The 20,541-nt window shown below is 60.0% G+C and carries 18 protein-coding genes; 7 read left to right on the top strand and 11 right to left on the bottom strand.

The window, feature by feature from the left end; genetic code table 11:
* Positions 1 to 33 precede the first annotated feature (33 nt).
* The 4 genes from J7447_RS10690 to J7447_RS10705 all read left to right on the top strand — a co-directional run bounded on the left by J7447_RS10690 (position 34) and on the right by J7447_RS10705 (position 3,019).
* Positions 34 to 645, top strand: a complete 612-nt coding sequence (locus tag J7447_RS10690) for a CDP-alcohol phosphatidyltransferase family protein (protein WP_209169592.1) — start codon at positions 34 to 36, stop codon at positions 643 to 645.
* Entirely contained in the window at positions 642 to 1,568 is a 927-nt protein-coding gene (locus J7447_RS10695; RefSeq protein WP_152506115.1) for a phosphatidate cytidylyltransferase, read from the top strand. The genes J7447_RS10690 and J7447_RS10695 overlap by 4 nt, the downstream gene beginning before the upstream one ends.
* A 277-nt stretch (positions 1,569 to 1,845) precedes the next feature.
* Positions 1,846 to 2,475 (top strand): lysophospholipid acyltransferase family protein, encoded by a 630-nt coding sequence (locus J7447_RS10700; RefSeq protein WP_152510275.1) that lies wholly within the window; start codon positions 1,846 to 1,848, stop codon positions 2,473 to 2,475.
* A gap of 4 nt (positions 2,476 to 2,479) precedes the next feature.
* The gene (locus tag J7447_RS10705; RefSeq protein WP_075284331.1) at positions 2,480 to 3,019 is read left to right on the top strand and encodes a hypothetical protein; all 540 of its coding nucleotides are present in this window, start codon (positions 2,480 to 2,482) and stop codon (positions 3,017 to 3,019) included.
* Positions 3,020 to 3,035: 16 nt separating this feature from the next.
* Here J7447_RS10705 and chrA read toward each other — a convergent pair whose 3' ends face one another.
* From chrA to flgB, 9 genes are all read right to left on the bottom strand, one after another.
* Positions 3,036 to 4,280, bottom strand: a complete 1,245-nt coding sequence (chrA, locus tag J7447_RS10710; RefSeq protein ID WP_209170137.1) for a chromate efflux transporter — start codon at positions 4,278 to 4,280, stop codon at positions 3,036 to 3,038.
* A gap of 237 nt (positions 4,281 to 4,517) precedes the next feature.
* The gene (locus tag J7447_RS10715; protein ID WP_023000729.1) at positions 4,518 to 4,853 is read right to left on the bottom strand and encodes a cupin domain-containing protein; all 336 of its coding nucleotides are present in this window, start codon (positions 4,851 to 4,853) and stop codon (positions 4,518 to 4,520) included.
* 52 nt (positions 4,854 to 4,905) lie between these two features.
* Positions 4,906 to 7,458 carry a cell cycle histidine kinase CckA gene (gene cckA / locus J7447_RS10720; protein ID WP_023000728.1) on the bottom strand — a complete coding sequence of 851 codons (2,553 nt, stop codon included), beginning with the start codon at positions 7,456 to 7,458 and terminating at the stop codon, positions 4,906 to 4,908.
* Between the two features lie 153 nt (positions 7,459 to 7,611).
* Positions 7,612 to 8,691, bottom strand: coding sequence for a flagellar biosynthesis protein FlhB (gene flhB, locus J7447_RS10725; protein ID WP_023000727.1), 1,080 nt, complete (start codon positions 8,689 to 8,691; stop codon positions 7,612 to 7,614).
* A gap of 9 nt (positions 8,692 to 8,700) precedes the next feature.
* Complete coding sequence (fliR, locus tag J7447_RS10730) at positions 8,701 to 9,474, bottom strand: flagellar biosynthetic protein FliR (RefSeq protein ID WP_023000726.1); 774 nt, start codon at positions 9,472 to 9,474, stop codon at positions 8,701 to 8,703.
* A 13-nt stretch (positions 9,475 to 9,487) separates the two neighbouring features.
* Positions 9,488 to 9,754: a flagellar biosynthesis protein FliQ gene (fliQ, locus tag J7447_RS10735; RefSeq protein WP_023000725.1), complete on the bottom strand. Its 267-nt coding sequence runs from the start codon at positions 9,752 to 9,754 to the stop codon at positions 9,488 to 9,490.
* Positions 9,755 to 9,778: 24 nt separating this feature from the next.
* Positions 9,779 to 10,099: a flagellar hook-basal body complex protein FliE gene (locus J7447_RS10740; protein WP_031269190.1), complete on the bottom strand. Its 321-nt coding sequence runs from the start codon at positions 10,097 to 10,099 to the stop codon at positions 9,779 to 9,781.
* 34 nt (positions 10,100 to 10,133) lie between these two features.
* Positions 10,134 to 10,544, bottom strand: coding sequence for a flagellar basal body rod protein FlgC (flgC, locus tag J7447_RS10745; protein ID WP_023000723.1), 411 nt, complete (start codon positions 10,542 to 10,544; stop codon positions 10,134 to 10,136).
* A gap of 32 nt (positions 10,545 to 10,576) precedes the next feature.
* Positions 10,577 to 10,981 carry a flagellar basal body rod protein FlgB gene (gene flgB, locus J7447_RS10750; protein ID WP_023000722.1) on the bottom strand — a complete coding sequence of 135 codons (405 nt, stop codon included), beginning with the start codon at positions 10,979 to 10,981 and terminating at the stop codon, positions 10,577 to 10,579.
* Between the two features lie 423 nt (positions 10,982 to 11,404).
* Here flgB and J7447_RS10755 point away from each other — a divergent pair, with 423 nt between their 5' ends.
* The 3 genes from J7447_RS10755 to J7447_RS10765 all read left to right on the top strand — a co-directional run bounded on the left by J7447_RS10755 (position 11,405) and on the right by J7447_RS10765 (position 15,213).
* Entirely contained in the window at positions 11,405 to 13,264 is a 1,860-nt protein-coding gene (locus tag J7447_RS10755) for a flagellar biosynthetic protein FliO (protein ID WP_209169593.1), read from the top strand.
* Positions 13,265 to 13,308: 44 nt separating this feature from the next.
* Positions 13,309 to 14,031: a flagellar type III secretion system pore protein FliP gene (gene fliP / locus J7447_RS10760; RefSeq protein ID WP_055656672.1), complete on the top strand. Its 723-nt coding sequence runs from the start codon at positions 13,309 to 13,311 to the stop codon at positions 14,029 to 14,031.
* 222 nt (positions 14,032 to 14,253) lie between these two features.
* Positions 14,254 to 15,213, top strand: a complete 960-nt coding sequence (locus J7447_RS10765) for a DUF2336 domain-containing protein (protein WP_208993498.1) — start codon at positions 14,254 to 14,256, stop codon at positions 15,211 to 15,213.
* 36 nt (positions 15,214 to 15,249) lie between these two features.
* Here J7447_RS10765 and J7447_RS10770 read toward each other — a convergent pair whose 3' ends face one another.
* Both J7447_RS10770 and J7447_RS10775 read right to left on the bottom strand, forming a co-directional pair.
* Positions 15,250 to 16,014 (bottom strand): alpha/beta hydrolase, encoded by a 765-nt coding sequence (locus tag J7447_RS10770; protein WP_209169594.1) that lies wholly within the window; start codon positions 16,012 to 16,014, stop codon positions 15,250 to 15,252.
* 225 nt (positions 16,015 to 16,239) lie between these two features.
* The gene (locus J7447_RS10775) at positions 16,240 to 20,529 is read right to left on the bottom strand and encodes a tetratricopeptide repeat protein (RefSeq protein WP_209169595.1); all 4,290 of its coding nucleotides are present in this window, start codon (positions 20,527 to 20,529) and stop codon (positions 16,240 to 16,242) included.
* Positions 20,530 to 20,541: the final 12 nt, after the last annotated feature.

Below are 20,541 nucleotides of genomic sequence, written 5' to 3' on the forward strand. Positions count from 1 at the left end.
TCTTTCCCGAAAATTAGTCGGGAAAGTTTTTGAATGCCAACGATTTACCAGCTGAAGTCCCGTTTTCAGGACCTGCTTCGCCCCGTGTGCAGATCGCTTGCCGCAAACGGGGTGACGGCCAATCAGGTAACCCTGGCCGCGCTTGGCCTGTCGATTGGCGAAGGGCTGCTGCTCTGGATCTTTCCCGGCGCTTTCCTGCCCTTGATCCTGCTGCCGCTGGTTCTGTTCATCCGCATGGGCCTCAATGCCATCGACGGCATGCTGGCGCGGGAACACGACCAGAAATCCGACCTTGGCGCGGTGCTCAACGAACTGGGCGATGTGCTGTCAGACGCTGCGCTCTACCTGCCTTTCGCACTCCTGCCTTTTGTCAATGGGCCGATTGTCGTCGGACTGGTCATGCTTGCCATCATCGGCGAAATGACCGGCGTGATCGCAGTCCAGATCGGCGCAAGCCGCCGGTATGACGGCCCCTTCGGCAAGAGCGACCGGGCAGCCCTGTTCGGTCTTTGCGGGTTCCTGATGGCCTTTGGCCTGACCGCACCTCTCCTTTATCAGATCCTTTTCGGTGCCGGGCTGGCGCTGTCCGCGGTCACCATCTTCAACCGCGCCAGGGCGGCAATCAGGGAGAAACAATCCGCATGAACCTCCTGACCATCCATTGGGCCCTGATCGGCATCTGGGCCGTGCTGTGCGCTGCCAGCGCCATCGTCTTCGTGATTTCGAAACGCTCCGCCAAGAACATGAGCGAACTGGTTCAGCGCACTGTCAGCTGGTGGGTGATGGTGGCAATCTTCACCGTCTCCTTCCTGGTCAGCAACACGGTCTCGATCATTGTTTTCGCCCTCATCAGCTTCCTGGCGCTGAAAGAGTATTTCTCGATGATCCCCACCCGCCGGGCTGACAGGCGGGTGCTGTTCTGGGCGTATTTGTCGATCCCCGTGCAGTACTTCTGGGTTTACGACAGCTACTATGGCATGTTCGCGGTGTTCATCCCGGTCTACATGTTCCTGTTCCTGCCCTTCGTCAGCCTGCTGACCCAGCAGACCGAGGGCTTCCTGCGCGCTGTCGGCACCCTCAACTGGGGGCTAATGCTATGCGTCTTCTCCATCAGCCACGCGGCTTTCCTCCTGATCCTGCCGGCGACCGAGGCCAACAGCACCGGCGGTCCAGGCCTGCTGCTGTTCCTCCTGTTCCTGACCCAGTTCAACGACGTTGCCCAATACACCTGGGGCAAACTGTTTGGCCGTCACAAGATCATTCCGGGCGTCAGTCCCAACAAGACGTGGGAAGGTTTTCTTGGCGGCGTTGCAACCACTTTTGTTCTGTCCCTTCTGACGGCACCGCTGGTCACGCCCTTTGACATGATCCACGCAGCTGCCGCCGGCCTGCTGATCCCGGTCGCGGGGTTCGTTGGAGATGTCACCGTCTCGGCCCTGAAGCGGGATCTCGGCGTCAAGGACACCGGCAGTCTTATTCCCGGTCATGGTGGCATCCTCGACCGGATCGACAGCCTGACCTACACCGCGCCGCTGTTCTTCCACTTCACCCGCTATTTCTATTACTGAAGGGGGATGTCAGGATGACCGCTCCCACTCTGCGCATGCAGTCGGCAGACTTCTCTTTCTCTCTTCTCCAAGCCCACGCGCCTCTCCTCTCGTCATCCCGGCCAAGCGCAGCGCGAGCCGGGATCGGGGAGCCTTTCAATCGGCTGAAAGGTTCAGCCACTGATCTTGCGCCTGGGTTCCCCGGCCCCGGATCTCCGCTTCGCTGCGTCCGGGGTGACCGAGGAGAGGACGCCCCTGGAACAAGCGCTCGACCGTCCGCATTCAGGAACCTCCATTGATGCTCCAGAAGATCTTCTACATTTTCGTCAAGGTCGCGGTCCTGTTCCTGCTCGGGCTGAACGTGCGTCGCAAGGAACTGCTGCCGGCCAACGGTCCGGCGATCATTGTTGCAAACCACAACAGCCATCTGGATACGATGGTGCTGATGGCCTTGATGCCCCTGTCGAAGCTGAAGGACATCAAGCCGGTTGCGGCGGCAGATTATTTCTTCTCCTCCCCTCTCAAGGCCTGGCTGTCGGAACATGTCCTCGGCATTATCCCGGTGGAGCGTGGCCGGAAAGAGAAGAATGTCGACCCGCTGGAAGGCTGCTACGAGGTTCTGCGTCAGGGCAAGGTTCTGATCCTGTTTCCCGAAGGTTCGCGCGGCGAACCGGAACAGATGACGGATCTCAAGAAAGGCGTTTCCTTTCTTGCCGAACGGTTCCCGGAAGCACCGGTCGTGCCCGTCTTCACCCATGGCCTCGGCAAGGCCTTGCCGAAGGGATCGTTCCTGCTGGTGCCGTTCTTCTGCGATATTTTCGTCGGGGAACCAATTACTTGGAACGAGGACCGGACTCATTTTATGACCGGGTTGAAGGAGCGCTTTAACGCACTCTCGACGGAAAAGACCTTTGCATCCTGGGAATAGTAAGTTGGCACTTTTCTGCCTGGCTGCGCTCTGGAGCTTTGCCGAGGCAACGCTGTTCTTCATCGCTCCCGACGCGCTTTTGAGCATTATCGCGCTTCGCTCCCTGGGCAAGGCCATGACAGCGGCGCTTCTGGCGTCCTTCGCGGCCGCGTTCGGCGGTCTGCTGGTCTGGACCTGCGCACAGCATTTTCCGGAAGAAACGCTTCAGGTGCTGCTGCTGGTGCCCGGGATTTCCGGACCAACATTTGAAATGGCCAGGCAGCTTTTGCAGGCAGGCCTGTTCGAGGGATTGCTCGGTGGAGCCTTCAGCGGCATCCCTTACAAGGTTCTTTCGGCCGAAGCGGGCTACGCCTCGATCCCCGCACAATCGCTTTTTCTTGTCTCGCCGGTGGCACGGCTACCAAGGTTTGTCCTTGTCGCCTTGATTTCCTGGTCAGTGTCCCGGCTTGTCGGTGCCCGTCTCAGCGACAGGAGAAAACTCGCCCTTTGCCTTGCAGTCTGGCCATTTGTCTATGCCAACTATTTTCTCACTGCGGGCTGGTGAGCGGGCACGCGTCCCCTCATCCCACTTGTGACAGCAGCACCCCGCCAAGTGCCGCCGTCAGCAGCACCCAGATCAGCCCCATGTGAAACCGCAGGAGCAACAGGCCACACAGGGCCGCGAGGACCGGCACGCGCCAGTCGAGGCTTGCAAGGTCCGGGATCCAGAGTGTCACGACACCCCACTTTGTCGCCGTGACCTCTTCGAAGAAGACATGCAGCGCGAACCAGACCGACAGATTGAGCACGACGCCGACCACCGCTGCTACGATGGCCGAAAGTGCCGACTTGAGCCTCGGCTGCGCCGAGATCCATTCGATGTATGGCGCCCCGGCAAAAATCCAGAGGAAACAGGGAGCAAAGGTCGCCCAGAGCGCAACCAGCCCCCCTGCGAGACCAAGAAGAAGCCCACCTTCGTGAAAGGCCGCCAGAAAGCCGACGAACTGGGTCACCAAAATGAGCGGCCCCGGCGTTGTTTCCGCCAGACCCAGCCCGTCCATCATTTCACCGGCGCTCAGCCAACCGTGAATGGCGACGACGTCCTGGGCCATATAGGCAAGCACCGCATAGGCGCCGCCAAAGGTGACGACAGCGAGCTTTGAAAAGAACCAGCCGATATCCGCCAGCAAGGGCACGTTGCCGGCCAGATCCAGCAGCGCCAGCGGCGCGATCCAGATGAAGGCCCAGAGAAACACCGTGCGGAGCGTTTTCGCAATCGGTCTGCCAATGGCAACACCAGGCTCACCGTGGCTTTCAGTCTGCGCCACGCTGAACGCGGCACCGTAAAGCCCGGCGGCCAGAACAATCAGCGGGAACGGCAGGGCCAGAAAGAAAATTCCGACAAAGGCCAGAGCTGCAATGACCCATTGCCGCCTGATGGTGAGTGCCCGTTTGGAGAGGCGCAGCAGCGCCTCCAGAACCACGATCAGGACGGCTGCCTTGATGCCCAGAAACAGCTGACTGACCAGCGGCACATTGCCGAAGGTTCCGTAAACTGCGGCAAGTGCGAAAATTGCGAGTGCGCCGGGAACGACAAACAGAAGGCCCGCCAGCAGACCACCGGCAACGCCGCGCAGTTTCCAGCCACAGTACGTCGCCAGCTGCATGGCTTCCGGACCCGGCAGCAACATGCAGAACCCGAGAGCGTTGACGTAGCTTTTTTCCGAAAGCCAGCCGGTCTCATCAACCAGCTTGCGGTGCATCAGCGCGATCTGTGCGGCCGGACCACCGAAAGACAGCAGACCAATGCTGCCAAAGACGGACATCAGCCGCCGCCAGGATGCTTCCTGGTCGAAAGCTGTTCCATCCTTGCCCGGAGCGCCTTCACCAGGTGCATGATGTGCGGTCAACGTGTCAGCCCTTTTCGTCGCAGACAGCCTGTCGTGACCTTCCTCTAACGCATTCGGGATGGAAGGGTAACTGCAATCCTTACCCGAATGCCGTCAGACCTGAACCGGTGCAACACAGTGGCAGGCGGCAGCGACCAGAGCCTGTATGAAGTGCTATCCCTTGACCGGATAGCGGTCAGGCTCCTCGAAGACATCGATCACCTTGGTTCCGGCCTTGATGATCGCACTGTGCTCCGCCCCGCTGGGAATATCGTAGATAGCGCCCGGACCCATCGTCCTTGTTTCTCCAGCGATGGTGAATTCGATCTCGCCGCTCAGGACAGTGCCCCACTGCGCCAGATGCGAATGCGGCGGCAGGACCATGTCCTTCACGAAATCGAAAAAAACGACCAGTCCGGCGTCCGAGCGCACTGCGTAGGATCTGACAACGTCCTCGGGAAAGGGAACATCGAGAGCGGGAAACTTTCGGATGAAATCTGGAAGCTGCATGGACCTCTTGCCTCAAACGGATGGTGTTGAGGCAAGTCTGGACCAGGTCGGCCTATCCGTTCAAGACATCCTTCACAGTCGTCGCAAGCTGCTTCAGCGTGAAAGGCTTGGGCAGGAAGAAGAACTGTTCGCCCGGTGGCAGGTTTTCCTCGAAGGCGTCCTCGGCATAACCGGACACGAAGATGATCTTGAGGTCCGGCCGGGTCTTGCGCAGCTCGACCAGAAGCGTCGGCCCGTCCATTTCCGGCATGACCACATCGGAGACCACGAGGTCGATCTTGCCGTCTGTCTCTTCCATGACCTCCAGCGCCTCGTTGCCCGAGCCCGCCTCGTAGACGGTGTAGCCACGCGACGCGAGGGCACGGGCACCAAAGGCACGCACGGCCTCCTCGTCTTCCACCAGCAGGATCGATGCGGAACCGGTTAGATCCTTGACCTTTTCCGGCTCGACTTCCTTCGGCTCCGGCTTTTTCTTCTCCACGACCTTCGGAATGTGGCGTGGCAGGAACAGACGGAACGTCGTGCCGACATCGACTTCGGAGGTACAGAAAATGAAACCGCCGGTCTGTTTGACGATGCCGTAAACCGTCGACAGGCCAAGGCCCGTTCCCTTGCCGACTTCCTTGGTGGAGAAGAACGGATCGAAGATCTTCTCCATCACGTCGGGCGGAATGCCGTGGCCCGTGTCGTCCACCTCGACAAGGGTGTACTCACCCGGTGGCATGCCGCGGATGTTGTCGAACTGTGTGCTTTCGGCTTCGTTGACGTTGCGCGTACGGATGGTCAGACGGCCACCGTCGGACATTGCATCGCCCGCGTTTACCGCCAGGTTGACGATCACCTGCTCCAGCTGGTTCAGGTCGGCCATGACCGGCCACAGGTCCCGGCCGTGGATCACCTTCAGTTCCACCTTCTCGCCCAGCAGGCGGTCGAGCAGGATGGAGAGATCTGCCAGAACGTCGTTCAGCTCCAGTTGCTGCGGACGCAGCGTCTGACGACGCGAGAAGGCCAGAAGCTGCCGCACGAGGCCGGCTGCACGGTTGGCGTTCTGCTTGATGTTCATGATGTCCTGGAAGGACGGATCGGTCGGCCTGTGGCTTGCCAGAAGCAGATCCGAGAAGCCGATGATCGCAGTCAGGACGTTGTTGAAGTCATGCGCGACGCCCCCGGCCAGCTGGCCGATGGCCTGCATCTTCTGGCTTTGGGCGAACTGGGCTTCCAGGGCTCGCTGCTGGGTGGTTTCAAGCGCGTAAACGATGGCGGCTTCGCCGTCACCCTCACCTTCCTGCACTGCGGAGACGTAGAAGGTTGCTGAACGCGGGTCATTGCCCTCTACCAGGGGAATGTCTATCGGCGCAATCTCGCCGATCCCGTTGGCAGCGGCCTGGAGAGACTTTGCCAGTTCCTGCCGCCCGCTCTCGGCCACATAAGCCTCCAGCTTGGGAGATTCGTCATCTGTGTCGACCGCACCGAACAGCTTCAGGAACGGCGCGTTGGTTCTCAGGACCCGGCCTTCCTTGTCGAGCGAGGCAATGGCGATCGGCGTGTTGTTGAAGAAACGGGCAAAGCGGACTTCCGCCGCCCGAAGCGCCTCGGAGGCTTCCTCACCGCGAGACCTGTTGAGAACCAGTGTGCGGCTGTCACCCGGCTGGCCGTTTTCACCGAAGGGCACACGGTGGAGTAGTCGCACCGGCAGGCCGCGTCCGTTGCGGGTGACAAAGTCGAGATCAAAGGTTTCGCTCTTGACCTCGCCCGCCTGACCCTTGATCGAGCGGATCAGCTCGGTGCCGTCACCGCGCACTATGCTCGAAAGATCGAGGTCGCCCGCGTCGAACTGGGCAAGATCGTAGCCAAGCCAGTCGGCCAGGGTGGCGTTGAGATAGACGATGCGGCCTTCCGCATCACAGGAGAAGAAACCGGCCGGCGCGTGATCCAGGAAATTGATGACGCGCTGCAGTTCCTGAAATGAGTTTTCCTGTTCGGCCCGGTCGCGGGTGATATCGGCCAGCTGCCAGACCGCCATGGGCTTGCCACCGCCGCGTTCCTTGGACACCTGCAACGGGCGGATCGACACCCGATACCAGCGCGCAGCGCCGTCGGCCCTGCCGAGCGGGAACGGCATGCGGATCTCTTCTTGCGCCCTGCGGCTGTCGCGCATGGCCTGGGACAGGCGGAAAATGGCGTCGGCGGCATCCGGATCGGAGGAAAACACACGCTCGACCACACGGATGTCGGCAGCGGTTTCAGCGCCGGTCAGATCCGCATAGGCCTTGTTGGCATAGACAAGCCGGCCGTCCAGATCGGTAATGAGCGCTCCGTCTTCAAGTGTATCGACAAAAGCGGAGGCAAGCGGATTGGCTTCGCCTGGGCGGGCCGACAGGCGCAGAAAGCCTATGGCTCCGGCAAACAGGCAGAAAACGCCGACGACGGCCAGGATACCGAGCAGTGCAAGAATAAACGGCTGCGCCACTTCGCGGTCCATGACCGCAAAGGCAGCAGCAGCGCCGACGAGCAGCAGTGCGAGGCCTATGAGAAGGCCTATATTACCGGAACGTTCCGGGCGGCTGATCATCGGCCCGCTCGGCGTCCCGTCCATGTCACTCATCAATCCTGTCTCCCGGGCCCGATTCGGTTCTTGAAGGGGCCGTACATAAGCATTCTGTGCTTAATAGCCGATTTCAACTGATATGCGACCAAGTCCTGTTGAAATTCACCTGTTTGCCGCGGACTTTTTCAGTCCGCTATCCTTGAGAGCAACTTAGTTGGCACGCCAGGATGCGCGCTTGCGCATGCGGAAGACGAAGCCGATGACTTCGGCAACGGCCTTGTAGTGTTCTTCCGGAACTTCCTGGTCGATCTCGACTGTCGCATAAAGCGCGCGGGCCAAAGGCGGATTTTCGACGACAGGAATATCGCTTTCCTTGGCGAGCTCACGAATTTTGAGCGCGACCGCATCGGTACCTTTCGCAAGGCAGAGCGGTGCTCCCATGCCTTCTTCATACTTCAACGCCACAGCATAGTGCGTCGGGTTGGTCACGACCACAGTGGCCTGCGGTACCGCCGCCATCATGCGCTTGCGCGACCGCTCCATGCGCAGCTGACGGATCTTGCCCTTGACCTGCGGATCACCTTCGGTCTGTTTATATTCTTCCTTGACCTCGCGCAGGGACATCTTCTGCTTGTTGAACCATTTGTTGCGCTGGTAGATGAAGTCGGCCGCGGCAACCACCGTCATCACAGCCAGCACGGCAGCCAGAAGCTGCAGGATCAGGATCCTTGCCTCCTCCAGGATGATGTTGGTATCGGCGAATACCATAACTTCCGCTTCGTCGCGGTGCGGCCACATCACCGCCACCATGATGGCGCCGACAACGGCGATCTTCACCATACCCTTGGCAAAGTTTACGAGGCTGTCGGCGGAAAACAGCCGCTTGAAACCGGAAGCCGGTGAAACCTTCGAGAATTTCGGCTTGATCGTTTCCGCGGTCAGCAGTGGCTGGTGCTGGACGAGATTGCCCGCCACAGCCATGATCACCAGCGCCAGCAACGGAATACCGACGATAAGAGCCACCGACTGCCCCGTGTCCCGCCACAGGGCTTTCAGCGCGTAGCCGTCCACCGCAATCTGGTGGGCATGCTCCATGTAGCCCTTCATCAACTCGCCCAGCGACACGGCGGTGCTGGGCGCGAAAATAGCAATCATCAGCGTCGCACCAGCCAGTGTGAACCAGGTGCTGACTTCCTGAGATTTCGGTACGTCCCCCTTGTCATGCGCCTCTTTCAGGCGCTTGTGCGTGGGGTCCTCTGTTTTTTCCGAGTCGTCGGTATCGTCAGCCATAGCGCAGCGCTACCCCACGATGAACTTGCCGAGCGATTCCTGAAAATGATCCAGATAGAACATCATCAGGGTTGCGATCAGCACCATGAGCAGGAACAGCCCGATCGCGATATTCACGGGCATGGCGATAAAGAAGATCTGCATCTGCGGCATCAGCTTGTTGAGCAGGCCAAGGCCGAAATAGAAAACCAGACCGACAACCAGAAAAGGCGCGCTCATGCGCACCGCGATGGAAAACACATGCGCAACGGTTTCCGTCGCGTTCTGTGAAAAGTCCCCGACCGGCGGAGCAAGGCCAGGCGGAAAGATCGTGAAACTGTCGTGGAGCGCCGCGATCACCAGGAAGTGGCTGTCGCTGACGAAGACCAGCGTAATACCGAGAATGGACAGGAAGTTGCCGAACAGCGCCCCCTGCTGGCCCTGGTTGGCGAAATCCGTTCCAAGCGCGAAGGCAAGGCCGGACTGGTTGGCCATGATCATGCCGGCGATCTGCAAGACGGACGTGATCATCTTGGCGCACAGGCCGATGCCGAAGCCGATGGCCAGCTCTCCGAACAGGAGTGCAATCATGCGATAGGTATTGGATGTCAGGTCGGCAGGGTAATACTGCGAGCCGACGGGGTAGAGAACAATCGTCAACGCCAGGGCAATGGTCAGCCGAAACCGTGTCGGGATCGTGCTTTCGCCCAGAGCCGGCAGCAACATGACCATCGTGCCCATACGTGCGAACATCAGCATGAAGATGGCTGCGATATTCGGCAGATAATCGAGCTGGATGGTCATGAAGGTCCACGTCCTAACCAGTGGTCAGGATCATTTCGGCAACCCTGCCCATGAAGGCCTCCAGAACCTGGCTCATGAAGGGCAGCGCAATCAGGATCGTCACGAAGATCGCGAGGATCTTGGGAACGAAAACCAGCGTCATTTCCTGGATCTGCGTCAGAGCCTGGAACAAGGCGATGACGACACCCACCAACAGACCGATGACCATGACCGGTCCGGCCACCAGGATCATGGTCCAAACGCCTTCACGGGCGAGATCGAGAACTTCACCAGCGGTCATCAAAGGCCCCCTTGCCGCATCGGATCAGATCGGCATCCGCATGATTTCCTCATAGGCGGAAATCACTCGATCGCGAACGGCGACCATCGTTTCAAGAGCAACTTCCGTTTCAGCGATCGCGGTGACAACGTCGACCACGTCAGCCTTGCCCTCGACAAGGCCGACAGCCTTGTCATCTGCGACACGGCCCTTGTCGACGACACCGCCGACAGCCTCTTCCACCAGCTTGGTAAAATCGAGACCGGCAGCTTCGGGAGCGCCCGCCTTGTCCTCGATCGCACGCGCCTGCTGCTGCAGCTTGGCGGCCATCTGGTAGGCATTATTTGCGATCGACGGAGTAGACATGACTAAGGCTCCCTTCCCGGATTAGGACTGCCGCTCAGGCGCGCAGGATATCGATGGTCCGCTGCAGCATCCGCCGCGTGGAATCGATGACGTTCAGATTGGCTTCATAGGATCGCTGCGCTTCGCGCATGTCCGTCGTTTCGATCAGCGTGTTGACGTTGGGCTGCAGCACGTAACCGTTGGCATCGGCCGCCGGGTGCCCGGGCATGTGCACCGAACGGAAGTCCGTGTTGTCTTCCGCGATCTTGCCCAGCTCGACCATATCAGCGCCCATTTCCCTGTCGAAATGGCTCTTGAAGGTCGGAATCTTGCGCCGGTACGGCAGTTCTTCAGGCGTCTTGGCAGTCGAGTTCGCATTCGCGATGTTCTCCGCGATGATGCGCATGCGCCCGTTCTGAGCTCTCAACCCGCTTGCCGAGATGAACAGGGATTTGATCAGGTCCATGTTATCGGTCCTCTAGCTTGTGCTGCCTTGCCTCATACACTCTTGGAAAGCGCGGTCCGGATCAGACCGAGCCCCTTGGTGTAAAGCGTTGTCGCAGCCTGGTAATCCATCTGGTTCTCGGTGATGTGCATCATCTGCTCTTCCAGATTGACGCTGTTGCCGCTCGGCGTGACTTCGAAGGTGTCGTCTTCCTCGATCTTGGCCGAACCGGTATTTCCCAGCTTCCCGGGAATGTGCCCGGCCACCGTCGTCGTCGTCGCCAGGTTCAGTGACTGCCGCCCGATGTGATCCTTGAAGGTATATTCCTTCACGTCCCGCGCCATGTATCCGGGCGTATCCGCGTTGGCGATATTCTGCGCCAGCACGCTCTGTCTCGTCTGGTGCCACTGCATCTTGGATTTCAATGCCTGGAACAGCGGCAGATCCGTTATGGCCATTCCGATTCACCATTCGTTAACCAACCCGGCAATGATTGCTGCTCAAATGGTTAATGAAAAGTTAACAGCCATTTACCTCTTCCGGCCCAAACCCTTCAAAAACCAGTGGAGGAGGCAACTTTCCTTTGCATTTCGCAAAAAGAGAGGCGCCGCCAACAGGCAAAATTTGCCTGCCTCTGTTAACTTTAAGTCCTAGAGAGATTCGAAGCAGATCAGCAAGCGGCTGAACCGGTACCGACGGGGCAAAACATTCCCGCCGCAACGGGGAAAAACAAAAAAGCCGAGAGGTTTGCGAGACAGGAGCCTTCACAGGCTCAACCGCCGGAATTACTGGGGATAAAGGCAAACCTCCCCAATTGAGGCAAAAAACCGGAGTAACCGGCACACGCGATCAAACCGCAAGCGGGGCGGCACGAGGGTAAGATGTATAACTGGATTGAGACCACATTCAACGTGAGCGGGGGCATCACGCAGGCTATTGCAGTCATCCTGGCTTTGGCCGTCGTGCTGCTGCTGTTCGGACTGTTTATTTTCATTCTGAAGCGCCTGATGGGGGCAAGTGCTCCACAAAGCCGCAACCGGCAGCCCCGGATTGCCATCATGGACAGTGCTTCTGTCGACGCTCGCCGCCGGCTGCTGCTCATTCGCCGGGACAACATCGAGCATCTCATCCTGGTCGGCGGCCCGAGCGACGTTGTGGTGGAACAGAATATCGTTCGCAACACCCCGCTGGCCCAGGCCCGGCCCGGACAGCCGTCTCCCTCGAACATGCCGATGCCGGTAAAGGCCGCAGTCGCCCCCGGACCGGAGATCCCGGCCCGGCCCGACGACTTCCTCGAAGAACAGGAAGTCGCAGCGCCCGCAGTCCAGGCACGTACGCCAGTTCCGTCTGCCGCGCCGATAGCGCAGCCGTCTCCACCGGCACCACAACAGGCTGCCCCGGCACCGCAACCTGCCACTCCGGTGGCACAGCCATCCGCACCGGCCTCACCTTCGTATCAGGCAGCAGCCACCCCGGTTGCCACGCCGGCAGCCCCCAGTGTGAGTTCGGCTGCACCGCAACGCAATTATTCGGAACCCGCTCCCTCCCGGCTTACCGCCACGCGTGCGGCCGAGAGTGCTCCGGCAACCGTGCAAGCCCCGACGCCCCCGGCCCAACAGGCAACGCCGCCCAAGACCACCCCCGACAAGCCGGAAAGCGGTGGAGGACTGGGCCGCGCGAGCGATCTGCTACGTGCGGCCACTCAGAACGGCTTCAACCGGGTCGCTACTAAACCAGCCGCTCCCGCGCCTGCTTCGCCGGAAGTTTCGCCTCCGCGAAGCACCGACGAAGGCAAGGTCGACATTGCAGCTGCCCTGGAAGCTGAGATGCAGGCAAGCGAACCTGCAACAACACCCGTAAAAGCGCCGGAAGTGCGCCCTGCCGTTCCGGCTCCCTCTGCGCCGCAGGAAAGCAAGACAGCTTCCACATTGAAGTCCCTGGCACGCCCCTTCACGGCCCGTGACCGGCCTTCCTATGGCGGTACGATCTCCCCGCCCGCTTCCGGACCGGCAGCACGTGCCAAAACCGCTCTCTTGAAGCCGGTTGAGCAGGTTCTGCCGGAGCACAAGGTGGAGCCGGTGCTCGTTGCCGCAACCTTGACCGCAGCATCCACACCTCAACAAGCCCCTGCGCAGGAAGCTCCGGCGGAAGAAAGCACGCCGAAACCGGACCAGCCCGCCGACCTCGGGCAGGCGACGGCAGACACGGCGGACGAAAACGTCCAGATGGCCGATGCACAACACTCTTCAAGCGATGTTTCAGAGCCCGAAGTGACTGAAGCAATCGAACCTGCCGACGTCACGGCGGATGATGAAGCCCGGACAGCGGCTTCCTTGGAAGAGGAAGGCGCCACAGCCGAAACGCAGTCGGTCGCAGAAGCCGCCCCTTCCAGGGAACTCTCGCTGGATATCGGCGATCTCCTGGAAGACGTGCCGGAAGCGCCCCCCCCGGCTCAGGACAAGCCCGAAGCGTCTTCCGCAGCGGAAATGCCAGCTGACGAGGCATCTGCCGACGAGGCTGAAGAGGCGCAGGAAGAATCCGCAAGCGCTACTGCAACGGTCGCGCCGTCTGCTGTGGCATCGGTAGCAGCCCCTGCCCCGGTAACCAGCGGTCCCGTGACGAGCTCTGCGCCACCGGTCAAGGCGCCTGTCAGGCCTTCTGCCGGTTTGGGCGACAGAAATCCCATCGAGGAAGAAATGGCGAAGATCCTCGACGAACTGGGTGGACAGTCAAACGGATGATGCGCTTGCAATCGCTCCTGCGGCCTGGCGGTCTGATCCGCCTGATGCTTTTGCTGACCGCATTGCTCGCGGTCCTGGCCGGACCGGCTGCTGCGCAGGAAATCTCGGTCGGTTTTGGCGATGACACCACCTTGACGGAACGCGCCGTCCAGATGGTTGTCCTTCTGACCATCCTGTCGCTGGCGCCTTCCATTCTCGTCATGGTGACCAGCTTCACCCGTATCGTGGTGGTGCTGTCGCTCTTGCGGTCTGCCATCGGCCTGCAGACGGCCCCGCCCAACATGGTGATGGTCAGCCTTGCACTGTTCCTGTCGGCCTTCATCATGATGCCCACCTTGCAGGCCTCCTATGATGCCGGCGTTCAACCGCTCATCGACGGGGACATAGAATTCGAGCAGGCCTTCGAGCGTGCCTCCGATCCGTTCCGGACGTTCATGCTGTCCCAGGTCCGCGAAAAGGACCTCGCCCTGTTCGAGGAACTCTCCGGCAGAGAAGAAGCACCGGAAGGCCCGGAAGACCTTTCCATGGCCACGCTCATTCCCGCTTTCATGATCTCCGAACTGCGACGTGCTTTCGAAATCGGCTTCCTGCTCTACCTGCCGTTTCTCATTATCGATCTCGTGATCGCATCCGTCTTGATGTCCATGGGTATGATGATGTTGCCGCCGGTGGTAATATCTCTCCCGTTCAAGCTGATCTTCTTCGTACTTGTCGATGGCTGGAATCTGGTGGCAGGCTCGCTGGTCAAGAGCTTCGGCGGCGGCTGAAACACCCGGCCAAGTCGTTAAAAGTAGAAGAAAATTAAGATAGGACTGTAATAGTTACAGCCGTGCGGGCCTGAACTGTGCCCCTTCGTTAATAGCGGCAGGACAGTGTTAAGAGAACAATTAGAACAGCTCGCCCGGATCAAAGAACCAGAGGCGAGATCAAAACTCATCCGTACGCTCGTCGGCGAATATGCGCGGTCGGAAGACCACGAGCCGACGGAGATGGAGCGGGAACTGTTTTCGCGAATTGTTCTCTCGGTTTTCGACCAGCTGGACCGCGCTGCACGCTACGAACTTGTCGTACGCCTTGCAAAAACCGATCGCATCATCCCCGACCTTGCGGACCGGCTCGCCCAGGAAGATTACGAGCTGTCGGAACCGGTGATCGAATGCTCGCCGATGATCAGCCAGAACGGTCTCATGCAGATCGCCAAGAACGGCGGCAATGACAAGCGCAAGTCAACGGCAAAGAGACCTGATCTTTCCGAAGAGATGACCGACACGATGATTGCGCGGGCGAGCCGGGATGTGGTCCACGAGCTCCTCCATAACATGGCAGCGCCCTTTTCCGTTCGGGGCACACTGGCCTTGCTGATCTTTGCAAACACGGAAGCAGACGTGCTCGCCGGCATTGCAAGGCGTGCACTGGAAGACGAAGAGTTTCTCCAAACCCAGATGGACATTCTCGAGACCAACTGTCCGCTGATCCCGCCTCCTCTCAAGAAGGCACTTGAAACCGGCGAACTGCAGCGCCTGGCGAAGACCATCGAAGAGCGACACGACGGCAGCATCGACCTCGATGGCATCACCTATTCGCGCCACGAAGCCAGCATCCAGATTGCCAACGGCGAGCTGTCCTTCGATGCAATCCTGCGGACGCTGTTCGAAGAAGGCCGCCTTGATGCGGCTATCTGGCTGATCAGCCGCAAGATCAACCTCGCCGACGAGGTTGTTTCCGACACGCTGAAATCCGATGCGGATGGTGCGATCATGCGCCTGATGCTGCAGACCGGCATTCATGAAAAGACCTATCGCGACTTCCTGAAAGCACGCTGCGAGTGGCTGGACCGAAGCACGCGGTCCATTCCCGAACTCGTCATGCGCTACAAGTCCGAACTCAAGAAACCGCATAAGAACCCGGGTCAGCCGCCGTCTCAGTCTCTTCTGAAGGCAGTCACCTGACACGAGTGCGTGGTCAGCCCGCCGCCCTCGGCAAAGTCACGATGCCAGAAGATTTCTGTCCAGAAATGTCAGCAGGTTCTCGTGATGCAGGTTTTCTGCAGCACTGGTCGGGATATGGTCCTGACCTTCGTAGATATGAACCTCCGGCTTCCGGCCATGGGCAAGAAGCCGCCCTTCCAGACGCTTTGTCATGGCCACTGACCAGACCCGGTCGGCCGACCCGTGGCTCAGGAAAATCGGTCCGTCATAGCGCTCTATTTCGATCTGTTTCGTAGGAAGAAGGTTTTCGGAAGACCCGCGCCAGGACCATGCCCGCTCACCGGGGTCCCATGGCTGCCAGCCTGGATCTCCAGCGTCGCGGTAAGCCTTGCTGTCGAACGCCCCGCACACAACGTCTGGCGGACTGTGCACAGCCACCGCGTCAGGCAGGCCGTCAAGACCTTCCTCCGCCATCAGGGCTGTCAGCAAAAGGGCATGTTCAGCCCCCCGCGACACGCCGTAGAATGCCGCCTTATCACCAACGGCCTCAAATGCACGCAGCGCCCGGAAGGCTTCCAGACTTCTGTCCAGTGACACGTTTTCAATGCTGCCGGCATTCCAGGCATTGCCCCCCTTCGAATAGCCGAAAGGAAAGGCCAGGTAACCATGTGCTGCCAGGAGCACCGCATTTCGATGGCTCCAGCCTGACCATGCCCCCTCTGAGCCATGAAACACCATGACGGCAGGAAAGGGTCCCTCGCCTGCAGGACCGTAGGTCGTGCCCCATTCCGGGATAAGACGCCGGACGATTTTCAAGGACATTAAGACGTTCCTTTGTTCCGGTGTTCCAACGCCATCGAACCGACACCTCCACCGCTGCAAAGCGGAAAGGTGGGGCCATGAGGCCGGATAATCAGGTTCTTTGTGAGAACGTGCTGCGGATAGCGACACGTGTGGGAGGGTGAACGACCGCAACTGAACAGGAGTTGGCACCGGTGCGCAAGAGGCAAAACCCTGCAACCGGACAACCTTCACACAGCGTCAGCTTCAGCCGGCGTTTTCTTCCGCGACGGGCGCAGCGGCAGACTGATCCGGGCTGCGATCGGGAGACATGTACTGACGCCGGTATTCTTTCAGGAAGGTTTCCAGTGAATCGACATCGGCAAGCCTGTTGGCGACTTCGAGGAACTCGACACCCTGCGCCTCGATCGGCCTGGTCACGACCTCAAAGGACATTGCCTCGGGGCTGTCGGACATCTTGGACATGTACTTTGTCTGCAGGCGTTCCAGGCTGAGTTGGTCGCCCGCCAGCGAATAGGCGATGGCCGCCCGCAGGATGTCGCGGCGTTCAAGATCATCTAGCGGAATGTTGTCGGACCAGCGCGAGCCATGCATCGCTTCGAGCTGTTCACCCGCATCCCGCCAGCTTTCGGCTGCCCAGAATGTATCTGCCCTCAACCGATCGACATCCGAGCCGCGCATGTTGCGAACCAGTTCCAGGGCAAGATCCGGGCGCCCGCTTTCGGTCAGGGCACGGGCTTCAACGATGTTGCGCTGACGCTCCAGGGTCGACGGAAGGCTCGCCTGCCGCGTCCGGTTGAGCACCCGCAGTGCTTCTTCAGCCTTGCGATCCATCAGGTAGATCGCCGCAAGATCCGCTGCAATCTGTGCCCGCGCTGCACCTTTCAAGCGGTTGTCAACCTGATGGCGCAGCAACTCGGTTGCCTGGTCCAGCAAGTCGACTTCAACCAGTCTCTTGGCCAGAAGGCGGACCATCTCGTCCCCCTGACGACCGATCGGCACAAGTTCGCGGAAATCATAAAAGAGTGCCAGCGCCTTCACCGGCTGCATCTCGTCCGCCTTGCCGTCCAGGAACAACGCGTTGAAGAGGCCGTTCATCTCTTCCTGCAGCAGCCGCGTGGTATCCGCATCGGGTTCAGCCTGAACGGCCGATTTCATGGCTTCGAACGCTTCACGGTACTGGCCCTGCTCGGCATAGAGCTGTGCCAGGAACCTCAATGTCTTCAATTCGATTTCATCACCACGCCAGGACGTTGCCAGCCCGGCAAGCTGATCGATGGCCTGCTCCATGTTGAGTTCGCCATCCCTGTAACGGATCCGGAGCGCGCGGTATTCCGCTTCGGCTGCCCGCGGCCGGTCATCGGACCTGGTCACGAGATCGAACACGGTCAAGGCTTCCTGCGACCGGCCGGAGGCATCGGCAACGCGGCCACGCAGGATATCGTAACGGGCAGCCTGCGTCCGCGTCACTTCGGCGGGCTCGATCTCGGCCAGCACGCTGTTGGCAACACCGAAATCATTGACCTCGACCATGGCCTGTGCGGCGGCGAGCTTGAATTCTGTCTGGATGGCTTCCGGGTAGTTGCCGACCACGGCACGTCCGCGCGGCATGGCAATACGGGCGGACGTCCAGTTACCCAGCTTCACATCAACAATCGTCTGCCAGACAGCAGCATCGGGGCTGTTCTTCAGGTCTGGTCGGTTCAGATGCGCATAGGCCGCGTCGGGCCGGTTGGCCAGGGTTTGGGCCGCCCCCATCATCAGATTAAAGGAACTGTCTTCGGCAAGTGCCGGCTCTTCTTCCAGCGCAAGCTTCATCAGCCCCAGCGCTTCCTGCGCAAACTGATGCGCCAGATAGAACCGCGACAAAGCCATCAAGGGCTTGCGACGCTTGCCTGTCGGCGACTTAGCCAGCTTGTCCTGCAGCTCCAGCAGGCGGGTGCGGTAAGCCCCCGGACCTTCGGTGCTCAGGGAAACGAACTCGATGAAGTTGCTGTCTTCCGGATCAACGATTGTCTGGCTCGATCCGGATCCGCCTCGCAGATGCTGGCTGGAAAGCGCAAGACCGCCTTCCTTTTCGATGATCACGTCATCTCCAAGGATCTTCATCTTCAAGCCGTCAGACTTCGGCACGACGGCAATGCCCTGCGCGGAACTCAGGGCGTCCAGATCGACAAACGTCTGAGGCTTCAACAGACCGCGTGGCGGACCGAAGCCGGTGACGAGAGATATCGTGTCGCCAACGAACGGGTCGGTAATCTGACGAATGTTCTGCGGATCCTGATAGAGCACACGCAGCACGGAGCCGCCATCGCCTCGCACAGTCCGTTCCAGCTGCAGCGGAATGGAGGGTTCCAGGATCAGGTCGCCGATAACGAGCGACCAGGCATTGCCGTCAACACCCACCGTCGCCAGTACAGGATCGGTCATGTCCATCCGCAGGATCTGGTAATCGTCGAACTGCTGAACCTCGATAGTTTCCGCCGTTTCGGCCAGCGCCGAGACCATCCCCCGGGTGTCGATCGTGGCATCGGTATCGAAGATCAGCCAGATGCTGTCATTGCGCCGGAACACCGCGCTGGAAACTGGCTCGGAGAACGGAAACACAACGCGGACCGTGTTACCTATGCGCCGGGCTTCAGCAGAAACGAAATTGCGCACTTCCTCAGCGAAGTTTTCCGGCGGCTGCTCCGGTGAGGGACGCCCCTGGTTCAAATCCTGACCGCCGTTCGCGCGCCAGGTTTCCGGTGCTGATTGCTGCGTGCCGGGAAGCTGGATCCCGGCTGGAACGTCGCCGCTACCAAGCGTCGGCGTGTTCAGGATCTGCACTGGCGTTGCGCCATACGGCGCATTCGGCTGGCTACCCCGGTTGATTGTGTCGACCTGCTGCAGTGTCGGAATGCCGTTGTTCTCGGGCGCGGCTTCCTGCTGCTGGTCGCCGATCTGCTGCGTGGACAAGTCCAGCATCGGCGCTTCCCGGACGATTTCCTCATCCTCCGGCAGCACTTCGTTCAACGGCAAAGCACCGGGCTCAGCCTGGGCAACGGTTACCAGACCAGCGTTGGATGAGGCAACGGCGTCGTTCCCGTTGGTTACTTCGGCCGCGGGAATGGCCGCTGTCGTCAGCAATTCAGCTGCGCCATCAGCCGAAATCGGCAGGACAGCGGCAGCAAGCTCTGGTGCAGGAAGCGTTTCGACCGCCAAGGCGGTCGGAGTGACGTCAACACCAGCGGCAGCGATCTCGGTCCCGCTACCAGGCCCTGGCAGCGCTTCTTCCCCGACCAACGGTTTGATGCGCGGGACCATGGCAAGCTGAGTTTCGGCCGGAGCGTTCGCACGACCGGCTTCCGGATCGGGCTCGGCCGACAGCGCGGCTGACTGATCAGAATTTTCAACGGCTGACGGCTGTGGTGCTTGCGGTGCCTCGGCCCCCTCATCCGTCTTGCCGCCTCCCAGCGGAACAATCGTATAGGCCGGCGATTCATCGGCCTTGGATTCCTTCAGGACCCCGCCTCCGCTCACCGTGCTCCCGCCGGACGTCGGATTCCCGCGCGGGTTCTTGACCTCACGCGTGTCGCGCAGGCCTGGCGCGGTAATCATGTCCTTGCGGTTTTCGTTGTCCTCGACGGAGAGTTCCTTGTTGATCAGCGCATTTGCCGGATCATTCACTTCCATGTTTTCCGGCGTCACGTCGATAACGTAGGTCTGTTCCTCCCGGAACGCCCGAATGTCGACTGACGGCTCGACGCGCATAAGAAATTTCAGCTTGCCCTGGTCAAGGAAGGAGGTCGCGTCGATCACCCCTTGGGGCAGATGCGCGCGCAGGTGGGCAATGTCCAGCTGTGCCGGGTGGTTGAACGTCACCTTGATGATGTCGTTTTCGCGCACGAAAGCGGTGTCGAACTTGATCGACCAGTCGAACACCAGACGGGTGAATGTCGGATGCTCACCCACATGCAGCGTCACCTCCGGCCCTTCCTGAGCCTTGAGTCGCGCCTGTTCGAGGGCACGAACCTTGCGCATCGCCTCTTCGGCACGCTTTGCAAGATCACGCACGACATCGTCGGGAAGTCCGGGCGGCAAGCCCTGCCAGTCCATCGGCAGGATATCGACAAACAGCTTTTCGCCGGCCTCCAGAGTATTGATCTGGAACTGGTTCTTCAGTGCAAAGCGGATGGCACTTCCGTCCGGATCTCGCCGGGCGATGGTCACGTAGTCGCCCAGGTCCAGCGGAACATCGTCAACGTTGATGTCGATCGGATCTTCAAATGAAATCCGCAGGACCCCGCCTGTGATGACCGCATCATAGATCGGAAGCAGCGTGCGGTCCTTGAACGTCAGGACGATACGGCCATAACCCTCCCCCGGAGAAACGGTCAGATCAACCGGTTCCAGATTGTCGGATTGGGCCAGGGCGGCACCCGTGACCCAGGCCAGAACAAGCCAGAACGAAACCAGCAGGCGCGCGAAAACTCGCACCCTGTCCGAAAACGCGGGAGTTCCGCCGGTCTGGGATGTCAGGAACGGTCCTGGCAAGATGTTCTGTCC

Source organism: Labrenzia sp. R5_0 (assembly GCF_017743835.1).
Taxonomy (GTDB): domain Bacteria; phylum Pseudomonadota; class Alphaproteobacteria; order Rhizobiales; family Stappiaceae; genus Roseibium; species Roseibium algicola.